Source organism: Bradyrhizobium sp. SZCCHNR1051 (assembly GCF_032489615.1).
Taxonomy (GTDB): Bacteria; Pseudomonadota; Alphaproteobacteria; order Rhizobiales; family Xanthobacteraceae; genus Bradyrhizobium.
In genome coordinates, this window is sequence record NZ_JAUEYJ010000049.1 from 1 (window position 1) to 9,484 (window position 9,484).

Annotated in this window: 8 protein-coding genes; 3 read left to right on the forward strand and 5 right to left on the reverse strand. The window is 66.7% G+C overall.

Annotated features, from left to right (window positions below; genetic code table 11):
- Nucleotides 1–444: 444 nt before the first annotated feature.
- Nucleotides 445–2,031, reverse strand: coding sequence for a gamma-glutamyltransferase (ggt, locus tag QW868_RS33295; protein WP_316232552.1), 1,587 nt, complete (start codon nt 2,029–2,031; stop codon nt 445–447).
- 132 nt (nt 2,032–2,163) lie between these two features.
- Between ggt and QW868_RS33300 the strand changes: the two genes are divergently transcribed.
- On the forward strand, nt 2,164–2,943 hold the full coding sequence (locus QW868_RS33300; RefSeq protein ID WP_316232553.1) for a rhodanese-related sulfurtransferase: 780 nt from the start codon (nt 2,164–2,166) through the stop codon (nt 2,941–2,943).
- A complete protein-coding gene (locus QW868_RS33305) occupies nt 2,930–3,157 on the forward strand; it encodes a SlyX family protein (protein ID WP_316232554.1) in 228 nt (75 codons plus the stop codon). Before QW868_RS33300 ends, QW868_RS33305 begins: the two co-directional genes overlap by 14 nt.
- A 13-nt stretch (nt 3,158–3,170) precedes the next feature.
- Here QW868_RS33305 and QW868_RS33310 read toward each other — a convergent pair whose 3' ends face one another.
- Together QW868_RS33310 and QW868_RS33315 are read right to left on the reverse strand one after the other, a co-directional pair.
- Nucleotides 3,171–5,081 (reverse strand): diguanylate cyclase, encoded by a 1,911-nt coding sequence (locus tag QW868_RS33310; RefSeq protein WP_316232555.1) that lies wholly within the window; start codon nt 5,079–5,081, stop codon nt 3,171–3,173.
- Between the two features lie 170 nt (nt 5,082–5,251).
- The gene (locus QW868_RS33315; protein ID WP_315738420.1) at nt 5,252–5,491 is read right to left on the reverse strand and encodes a hypothetical protein; all 240 of its coding nucleotides are present in this window, start codon (nt 5,489–5,491) and stop codon (nt 5,252–5,254) included.
- A 183-nt stretch (nt 5,492–5,674) separates the two neighbouring features.
- Between QW868_RS33315 and hemE the strand changes: the two genes are divergently transcribed.
- Nucleotides 5,675–6,721, forward strand: coding sequence for a uroporphyrinogen decarboxylase (hemE, locus tag QW868_RS33320; RefSeq protein WP_410051347.1), 1,047 nt, complete (start codon nt 5,675–5,677; stop codon nt 6,719–6,721).
- A 4-nt stretch (nt 6,722–6,725) separates the two neighbouring features.
- Here the strand turns inward: hemE and hemC are convergent, their stop codons facing one another.
- Both hemC and QW868_RS33330 read right to left on the reverse strand, forming a co-directional pair.
- Nucleotides 6,726–7,703, reverse strand: coding sequence for a hydroxymethylbilane synthase (hemC, locus tag QW868_RS33325; protein ID WP_315738421.1), 978 nt, complete (start codon nt 7,701–7,703; stop codon nt 6,726–6,728).
- A gap of 15 nt (nt 7,704–7,718) precedes the next feature.
- The gene (locus tag QW868_RS33330; protein ID WP_316232556.1) at nt 7,719–9,344 is read right to left on the reverse strand and encodes a choline dehydrogenase; all 1,626 of its coding nucleotides are present in this window, start codon (nt 9,342–9,344) and stop codon (nt 7,719–7,721) included.
- Nucleotides 9,345–9,484: the final 140 nt, after the last annotated feature.

Genomic DNA, 9,484 nt, shown 5'->3' on the forward strand with positions numbered 1-9,484 from the left:
GGTACCTGCCGCCTGCATTTTTTTCGCAGGCGGGCCATGGGTGAGGCCTTCACCCGGCATTCCCTGCGCCCTCTGCATTTTGCAAGGGCCACGATGATCGCAGACCTCGGGCGTCCGTGCCGCGAGAACGAGACCGTGTGTCGATCGTTGTTTGAGCCGTGTATCCGCCCCATCCACCGCCGTCGTCCCGGCGCCGATCCGGGGCCCATACGCCGCGGCGGACGTGACGTGCGAGGAACTAACGGCTGGCCTGCCTCAAACCACTGCCTGGGGTTATGGGTCCCGGCGCAAGGCCGGGACGACAGCGGTGTGTGTGGATGCGGCTTGCGTAGCCACCATCGTCATTGCGTGGAGCGAAGCGACGAAGCAATCCGGGGTCACGATCGCCACTCTGATCGTTTCGCTGCGCTCGCGATGACGAACGCACGGAGGAATTCCGGCACCTCAATAGCCCAGCGCACAGCCGTCCTTGCGCGGGTCGGAGCCGCCGGTGAGCGTGCCCTTGTCCCAGTCGATCCAGATCGCCTGACCGCCGCCGAGCGGCGACACCACCTTGGCGGTCTTGTGGCCGATCTTCTGCAGGCCCTCGACCACCTCGGCCGGCACGCCGTCCTCGAGCTGATAGACGCCCTCGTAGTGCAGACCGCGCGCCATATCGATCGCTTCCTGCACGTCGCAGCCATAGTCGAGGATGTTGGTCAGCACGTGGGTCTGGCCGACCGGCTGATACTGGCCGCCCATGACGCCGTACGACATCTGGGCGCGGCCGGCCTTGGTGGCGAGCGCCGGGATGATCGTGTGCAGCGGACGCTTGCCCGGGCCGATGCAGTTCGGATGGCCCGGCTGGATGCGGAAGCCGCCGGCGCGGTTCTGCAGCAGCACGCCGGTCTCGTTGGAGACGATGGCCGAGCCGAACGAATGCGCGATCGAATTGATGAAGGAGCAGACGTTGCGGTCGCGGTCGACGACCGTGATGTAGACTGTCTCCGGATTCATAGGCGGCGCGACGTTCGGCAGGTCGAGCAGCTTGTCGAGGCTAATCTGCGAGATGTACTCGTCGGCGAACTCCTTGGCGAGGATGCTGGCGACCTCGGTCGTCATGTGCGCGGGATCGCCGATGTGCTGCTCGCGCATCATGTAGGCGATACGGGCGGCCTCGGCCTCGAGGTGGAAGCGCTCGACGCTAAGCGGATCGATGCGCGTGAGGTCGAAGCGCGAGAGGATGTTGAGCATCACCAGCATGGTGATGCCCGGGCCGTTCGGCGGGCACTGCCAGACGTCGTAGTCCTTGTAGGTGGTGCCGATCGGCGAGGTCACCTCGGTCTGGTGGTTGGCGAAATCCTCCAAGGTGTGCAGGCCGCCGATGCCACGCAGCGTCTGCACCATGTCCTCGGCGACCGCGCCGGTGTAGAAGCCCTTCGGCCCGTCCTTGGCGATGACGCGCAGGGTCTGCGCCAGCTCCGGCTGGCGGATCACGTCACCCACGGCAGCCGCCTTGCCATGCGGCAGAAAGTAGCGCGCGGTGTTGGTGCCGTTCTTGAGCTTCTCGAACTGGTTGTTCCAGTCGAACGCGACACGCGGCGCCACCACATAGCCGTCCTCCGCGGCGCGGATCGCGGGCTGCAGCAGCCGGTCGAGCCCGAGCCGGCCGTGGTCGCGCAGGATGCGGTCCCAGGCGTCGACCGCGCCGGGGACGGACACCGCATGGGCCGAGGTCAGAGGGACCGAGTGGATCTTGCGCTCGAGAAACCAGTCCACGGTCGCGGCGGCGGGCGCCCGGCCCGAGCCATTATAGGCCATGACCCGGCCTTCGCCCCTGGGCTGCACCAAGGCGAAGCAGTCGCCGCCGATGCCGGTGGATTGCGGCTCGATCACCCCGAGCAGGGCGCAGGCTGCCACCGCCGCGTCGGCTGCGGTGCCGCCGGCCCGCAGCACCTCGATCCCGGCCAGCGCCGCCTGCGGGTGCGAGGTGGCGATCATTCCGTTCTGGGCGTGGACCGTCGACCTGCCGGGGAAATGGAAGCTTCTCATCGTTGCTCGCTGCGTGATCGTTTGGTGGCTGGAATGCCAGTGCTGACCGGCTACATCGCACATTCCTTCCAGGCTCGGCAATGCCCGGGGATACCAGCTTTTCTATGGTCAGCTCTGCTGGTAAACGGCCGCATGCCCCTCGCCGTCGCCGCCTTCTATCAGTTCGTCGCCCTGCCGGATTTTCGCGACCTGCGCGCGCCGCTCCACGCCTTTTGCGCCGAGCGCGGCATCAAGGGCAGCGTCCTGCTGGCCGAGGAGGGCATCAACGGCACCGTGGCCGGGACCGAACCGGCAATTGCCGCTCTGGTAGGCGAGTTTCGCGACGGAACGCTGTTCGCCGGCCGGCTGGACAGTCTGGAGCTGAAATACTCGCGCGCCACGGCCATGCCGTTCCGGCGCCTCAAGGTGCGGCTGAAGCGGGAGATCGTCACGCTCGGCGATCCCGCCGCCGATCCGACCCGGCAGGTCGGGACCTATGTCAGTCCCGCCGATTGGAACGCGCTGATCGCCGCGCCGGATACCGTCGTGCTCGACACAAGGAATGCGTTCGAGGTGGCGATGGGGACGTTCGAAGGCGCGGTCGATCCAGGCCTGCAGAGCTTCGGGCAGTTCAAGGATTTTGCGGAACGCGCACTCGATCCTGCGAGGCACAAGCGGATCGCGATGTTCTGCACCGGCGGCATCCGCTGCGAGAAGGCGAGCGCGCTGCTGCTGGCGCGCGGCTTTTCCGAGGTCTACCACCTCAAGGGCGGCATCCTGAAGTATCTCGAGGAGATCCCGGAAGCCGAGAGCCGCTGGCGCGGCGGCTGCTTCGTGTTCGACGAACGCGTCGCGCTCGGCCACGGTCTGCGGGAGCACAGCGCGGCCACGATCAAAGCAGTTCCGGAGGGCGCACGCGATGAGCAGCTCTGATCCATCCAACGCGGAGCTCGGCGAGCGGATCGACACGCTGGAGATGCGCCTCACCTTCCAGGACGACACGATCGAGACGCTGAACCAGACCATCACCGCGCAGTGGCGCGAGATCGATGCGCTGAAGCGCAAGATCGCCCTGCTGGTCGAGCGGCTCGAGGACGCGCAAAACAATGCCGAGGGGCCGCGCAATGAGCAGCCGCCGCACTACTGATCGTGCGGCGATCTCAGGCCGGGACGGTCGCCGGCGCCTTGCCGGCGGGCAGATCGATCACCTCTCCGGCCATGATCAGGCGGTCGCGGCCGGCGTCCTTCGCGGCATAGAGCGCGCGGTCGGCCGCCTCGATCAGCGAGGCCGGTCCGGCCGATCGCTCGAAGCCCGGCCGGCACACCGCGCCGCCGATGCTCGCGGTGACGATGCCCGCCGGGTTGTGATCGTGGACGATACGGGCCTCGTGCAGTGCCCGCCTGATCCGCTCGCCGAGCCTGGCGCAGCCCCCGGCATCGGTGTTCGGCAGCAGGATGGCGAACTCCTCGCCGCCGTAGCGGGCCGCCAGATCCGAGCTGCGCTGCGCCTCGTCGGCGAGAATGCCGGCCACGGTGTGCAGGCATTCGTCGCCGGCCGGGTGACCATAGGCGTCGTTGAAGGCCTTGAAGTGGTCGATGTCGATCATCAGCAGCGCCAGCGAAGTCTTGTCGCGGTAGGCCCTGCCCCACTCCTCCAGCAGCCGCTCGTCGAACCGGCGGCGGTTGGCGAGCCCGGTGAGACCGTCCTCGATCGCAAGCGTCTCGAGCCGTCCTTGCAGCGTCTTCTGCTGCGTCACGTCGCGGGTGACGGCGACGAAGCCGTCGAGCGCGCCGTCCGGCTGACGGGTGGCGCGGATCGTGGCCTCGACCCAGATCTCCGACTTGTCGCGGCGGCGCATGCGATAGGTTGCGCGTGCTTCGTCGACGGCCCCCCTCCTGAGCTGATCGAGGATCGCCTGCAACTGCGGGCGATCGAGCGGATGCACGCCGGAGAGCGCACGCTTGCCCAGGAGCTCCGACGGGTGCCAGCCCAGCACGCGCATGGTCGAGGGCGAGACGTAGCCGATGCATTCGTCCAGCTCGATCCGCGTCACGATGTCGCTGGAGCCTTCGGCGAGCAGCCGGAAGTTCTCCTCCTTTGCCGCCAGCGCCGCGGCAAGCTGCTGCCGCTGCAGCAACTGCTTCGCGAGGAAGATGCCGATCGCGATGACGAGCGCGACCAGACAGACCAGCACCGTGAGCCGAATCAGCGCATCACGCTTCCATTCGGCCAGGACCTCCGCCTCCGTGCGCGTCACCAGAATGAGGAACGGATAGCGCTGCGCGTGCTGATAGAACCCGATGCGTTCGGACGGTTCGCCGAGCCTTCGGAACTGCAACGGCCCCGACGCCGGATGATAGGGGATCGCTTCAAGTACGGGGCGCCCGACCGTCTGCGGGTCCGGTTCCGCATTGTCGGCGAGGACGGCTCCGTCACGGCTCATCAGGCTGATCGTCCCCTCACGACCGACGGCAAACTGACGGTAGAACTGAGCGAAATAGGCAACGTCGACGGTTGCCAGCACGACGCCGCCGAACCGGCCATCCGCGTGATTCCAGCGCCTCGACAGGGTGATGACCCATTGACCGCCGGCCCTGCTCTGCACCGGACGACCGATCAGCAGCGAGCGATCGGCCGAAATCCTGTGGTGTGCGAAGTAGTCGCGATCGGCATTGTTGTAGTTGGTGAGCGTGACATCCTCGGTGGTGGCAAGCCAGTCGCCGTTTTCGCCATAGGCGAAGATGCCCCGGATGCGGCCGAGATTGGCCTTCCTCGTCTTCAGAATCGTCTGCAGTCGGGCGATCGCACCGGGCTTGCCGTCATCGGTCTCGAGCGCGGCGACGACGCCGCGCAACAGCGAATCCGCAAGCTCGAAGGTATCCTCGACGTGCTGGGTCAGCGAGTGAGCGAGGTTGCCGAGATCGGTTTCGGCATTGCGCAGCTCCGCCTGTCGGGACGTCCATTCGCCCCAGACGCTGTAAGCGAGAATCGCGACCGACACGAGCGCAAGCACACCAGCCGCCCACATCGGCAGGCGGCTTCGATCAACTCTGGTCGCACCAACGTCCATTCCGCGGGACTCTCCGGACGCCGGGAGAGTCCCATGGACATCTTATCTAACCCTGAAATGCGGCGGGTCCAAAGGCGTCCGCGGCGCCCCGTAAGATTACGGCATCTCCCGTACGACTACGGACAAACAGCGGCGGCGCCGCGGTCAAGGCGGGCGTTCAGCCTGTTAGTTCAGCGAACGAACACCGATCGCACCTTGTCCCAAAGCGATGGCGAATGGTCTCGGTCAACGTCAGCGTCGTCCTTCACGCGGGTCGTCGAGGGCTGCTGCAGGCTCACCGGGTCCGATGCCGGAAACGTGTCCATCAGTCCCTTGTCGAGCTGCGTTGCAGTCTTGCGGTCGAGACGCGCGGCTTCGCGGGGATCGACGGCGTGCTTGTCGTGCGGCGCGGGATTGAATTTCTCAGCCATGACCAATCTCCCTGTGGGACGACAACGCAGGGGCGAAGGACGTGTTCCCCTCGATGTGACGCCCTGCGACTGCGGGGACGCTCGCATCTCCCGCGACGCCCCAGCGGATATGACCTTGGCCGGAACCGCTTGGGCATGTATCACGGACGGTAAACTGTTCCCGAAGGTTGCGGAGCCCCGAGCGTGAGTGAGACTGCCGTGAACAAGCCTTTCATCGACGTGCTGTCCGGTCAGCGCCAGAGCGGACCGCCGATCTGGATGATGCGGCAGGCCGGCCGCTATTTGCCGGAGTATCGCGAGGTCCGCGCCAAGGCCGGGGGCTTTCTCGATCTCTGCTTCAATCCTGAGCTCGCGGCCGAAGTCACGCTGCAGCCGATCCGGCGCTTCGGCTTCGATGCGGCGATCATCTTTTCGGACATTCTGGTGATCCCGCATGCGCTCGGCCGCAGCGTCCGCTTCGAGGTCGGCGAAGGCCCGCGGCTCGATCCGCTCGATACGCCGGAGAAGATCGCGACGCTGTCGGCGAAGGCAGACCTGTCGACGCTGGAAGCGGTGTTCGAGGCGCTGCGCCGTGTGCGGGCCGAACTGGCACCGAGCACCGCCCTGATCGGCTTTTGCGGCGCCCCGTGGACGGTTGCGACCTACATGGTCGCGGGCCAAGGCACACCTGATCAGGCGCCGGCGCGGCTGCTCGCCTATCGGCATCCCGATGCGTTCGGCAGAATCATCGATGCGCTGGTCGACAGCTCGATCGCCTATCTCTTGAAGCAGCTGGAGGCCGGTGCCGACGCGCTGCAGATCTTCGACACCTGGGCCGGGGTGCTGTCACCGCGCGAGTTCGCGCGCTGGTCGGTCGCGCCGACGCGACGCATCGTCGAGGGCGTGCGCAAGGCGCGGCCCGACGCCAGGATCATCGGCTTTCCGCGCGGCGCCGGCGCGCTGTTGCCGGGCTATGTCACCGAAACCGGAATCGATGCGGTCAGCATCGACTGGACGGCGGAGCCCGCCTTTATCCGCGAACGGGTGCAGAGCAAGGTGGCCGTTCAGGGCAATCTCGATCCGCTGGCGCTGATCACCGGTGGCGCGGCGCTCGACCAGGCGGTCGACGACGTGCTGGCGAGCTATGCCGGGGGACGTCACATCTTCAATCTCGGCCACGGCATCCTGCCGGAGACACCGATCGCCCATGTCGAGCAGATGCTGGCGCGTGTCCGCGCCTACAGGGGATGACCGATCAACGCGGCCGGCTGCGCTCGATCAGCTCGGCCGCGCCGTTGGCAAGCAGCTCGAGCCCGACCGCGCGACCGAGCTCGCGCGGGCGATCAGCGGGCGCCGAACGCTGCGCCTCGATGAAGCGGCCGCCGTCCTCGTCGAGCACCGAGGCGGTCAGCGTCAACTGTCCGCCGTCGATGGTCGAAAAGCCTGCGATCGGAGAATTGCAATGGCCGTTGAGCACCCAAAGCACCTCGCGCTCGGCGTCGGCGCAGGTCCGCGCCGCCGCATCGTCGATGGTCGCCAGGATGCGCCGGGTTTCCCAATCCGACGCGGGGCACTCGACGGCGACGATGCCCTGCCCGACCGCCGGCAGCATGTCGGCGACCGGAAACTCGTAGGAGGCGCGGTCGGACAAGCCGACCCGCTCCAGCCCGGATCGTGCCATGATCAGGGCGTCGGCCGGCCCCACGGCGCCGCCGTCCGGCAGCCGCTGCAGCTCGCCATTGTCGAGCTTGCGGATGCGGGTGTCGGCCGCGCCGCGGAAATGGATCAGCTCGGCCTGCGGAAACAGCCGCCGCGCATAGGCGGCCCGGCGCACGGCATTGGTGCCGATCTTGAAGCCCCGGCCGCCATCCTTGCGAAATTCGTCAAGCGACAGCCCGCGCCGCAGCACCAGTACGTCGCCCGGCGGATCGCGCGACAGCAGCGCTGCAACCACCAGACCGGGCGTCTCCTCGTTGCCCGGCATGTCCTTCAGCGAGTGCATCGCTGCATGCAGCCGGCCGTCCAGCATGGCACGGCGGATCTCGGCCACGAACGCCCCACCCTTGCCGCCATGCGAGAGCAGCTTGCTGGTCTGGTCGGAATCGCCCGTTGTCTCGAACTTGACGATCTCGATGTCGAGCGACGGAATCGCAGCCTGCAGCCGGCGGGCGATCTCCTCCGTCTGCGCCAAGGCCATCGTGCTCTTGCGGGTGCCGATCCGGAAACGTGTCACGAACTCATTCCTGCGTCAGCGCGCGTCCTGCAAGATCATGTCGGAGGCCTTCTCCGCGATCATGATGACCGGCGCGTTGGTGTTGCCCGAAACCAGATCCGGCATGATCGAGGCATCGACCACGCGCAGGCCGTCGACGCCGCGCACCCGCAGGCGTTGATCGACCACGGCGGCAGCATCGGTCCCCATCCGGCAGGTCGAGGTCGGATGGTAGATCGTGCTGCCGGTCTGCCGGCAATAGGCCAGGATGTCGTCATCGCTCGCGATCTTGGATCCCGGATAGGCTTCATCCGAGACATACGGCTTCAGCGCCGGTGCCGCCAGGATTTTCCGCAGGATCCGGAGACCATCGATGTTGGCCCGCCGGTCGGTTTCACTGGCGAGATAATTGATGCGGATTTCCGGCGGCACCGTCGGATCCGCGCTCCTGATCCGCAGCGAACCGCGGCTTTCGGGCCTGAGCTGGCAGACCGAGGCGGTGAAGCCGGAGAAGGTGTGCAGCTTTTCGCCCATCTTGTCGGTCGAGAACGGGATGAAGTGGATCTGGATGTCAGGGCTCGCAAGCCGCGGATCGGTCTTGAAGAACGCGCCGGCCGTACCCGCCGCGATCGTCAGCGGACCGTTGCGGAAGGCCGCATAGCGTGCGCCGGCCAGCACCTTGCGCACGGGGTTGTTGACGATGTCGTTGAGCGTGATGCGCTGGCTGCAGCGCATCACGATGCGGACCTGCAGATGGTCCTGCAGGTCACTCCCGACACCGGGCGCATCAAGAACCACGTCGAGGCCGTGCTGCTTCAGCAGCTCGCCCGGACCGACCCCGGACAACTGCAGCAGTTGCGGCGAGTTATAGGCACCGCTCGACACCAGGATCTCTTTGCGAGCGCGGGCCGTCCGCATCCGGCCGCGCTGGCTGAACGTCACGCCGCACGCCCGGCGTCCCTCGAACAGGATGCGCTGGGCCAGCGCGTCGGTCTCGACGTGGAGGTTGCTGCGGCCGAGCGCCGGCCGCAGGTAGGAGACTGCGCTGCTGGCGCGCCGGCCATGGCGTGTGGTGGTCTGGAAGAAGCCCGCGCCCTCCTGGCTCTGGCCGTTGAAGTCGCCATTGAAGGGCAAACCGGCTTCGACCGCCGCCTTCACGAACGCTTCGGACAACGGGTCCTCGTGTCGCCAGTCGGACACCGGCAGCGGGCCGTCGACGCCATGATAGTCGTCGCCGCCGCGGGACTGATTTTCCGCCCGCTTGAAATAGGGCAGCACGTCGTCATAGCCCCAGCCGACATTGCCGCGCTGGCGCCAGCGGTCGTAATCTTCGTGCTGGCCGCGCACATAGAGCAGGCCGTTGATCGAGCTGGAGCCACCGAGCACCTTGCCGCGCGGCTGGAACACAGAGCGGCCGTCGAGCCCGGGCTCCGGCTCGGTCTGGTACATCCAGTTGACGGATTTTTCCTTGAATAGTTTGCCGTAGCCGAGCGGAACGTGGATCCAGATGTTGCTGTCCTTCGGACCGGCCTCGAGCAGCAGCACCGTGTGCTCGCCGTCGCTGCTGAGCCTGTTGGCGAGAACGCAGCCGGCCGAGCCGGCACCGACCACGACGTAGTCGAACTCCATGTCCGCCTCACGCAACGCCACGCTGCCTTCCATCGCTTCCCCACCGGCCTTGTTATTCTTTCATCCTCGATGATACCAAAACGCAAGGACATGCAAGGGTGGATTCAATTGGTCGTCGCAACACTCGATGAGGAGGTTGCGATGGGCATTCGAAAGAAACGGTCAACGCGGGG

What these genes read in the sequence shown, in the direction of transcription:
- ggt (WP_316232552.1), bottom strand. Translation starts at nt 2,031, where the DNA reads ATGAGAAGCTTCCATTTCCCCGGCAGGTCGACGGTCCACGCCCAGAAC.
- QW868_RS33300 (WP_316232553.1), top strand. Translation starts at nt 2,164, where the DNA reads ATGCCCCTCGCCGTCGCCGCCTTCTATCAGTTCGTCGCCCTGCCGGAT.
- QW868_RS33305 (WP_316232554.1), top strand. Translation starts at nt 2,930, where the DNA reads ATGAGCAGCTCTGATCCATCCAACGCGGAGCTCGGCGAGCGGATCGAC.
- QW868_RS33310 (WP_316232555.1), bottom strand. Translation starts at nt 5,081, where the DNA reads ATGGACGTTGGTGCGACCAGAGTTGATCGAAGCCGCCTGCCGATGTGG.
- QW868_RS33315 (WP_315738420.1), bottom strand. Translation starts at nt 5,491, where the DNA reads ATGGCTGAGAAATTCAATCCCGCGCCGCACGACAAGCACGCCGTCGAT.
- QW868_RS33330 (WP_316232556.1), bottom strand. Translation starts at nt 9,344, where the DNA reads ATGGAAGGCAGCGTGGCGTTGCGTGAGGCGGACATGGAGTTCGACTAC.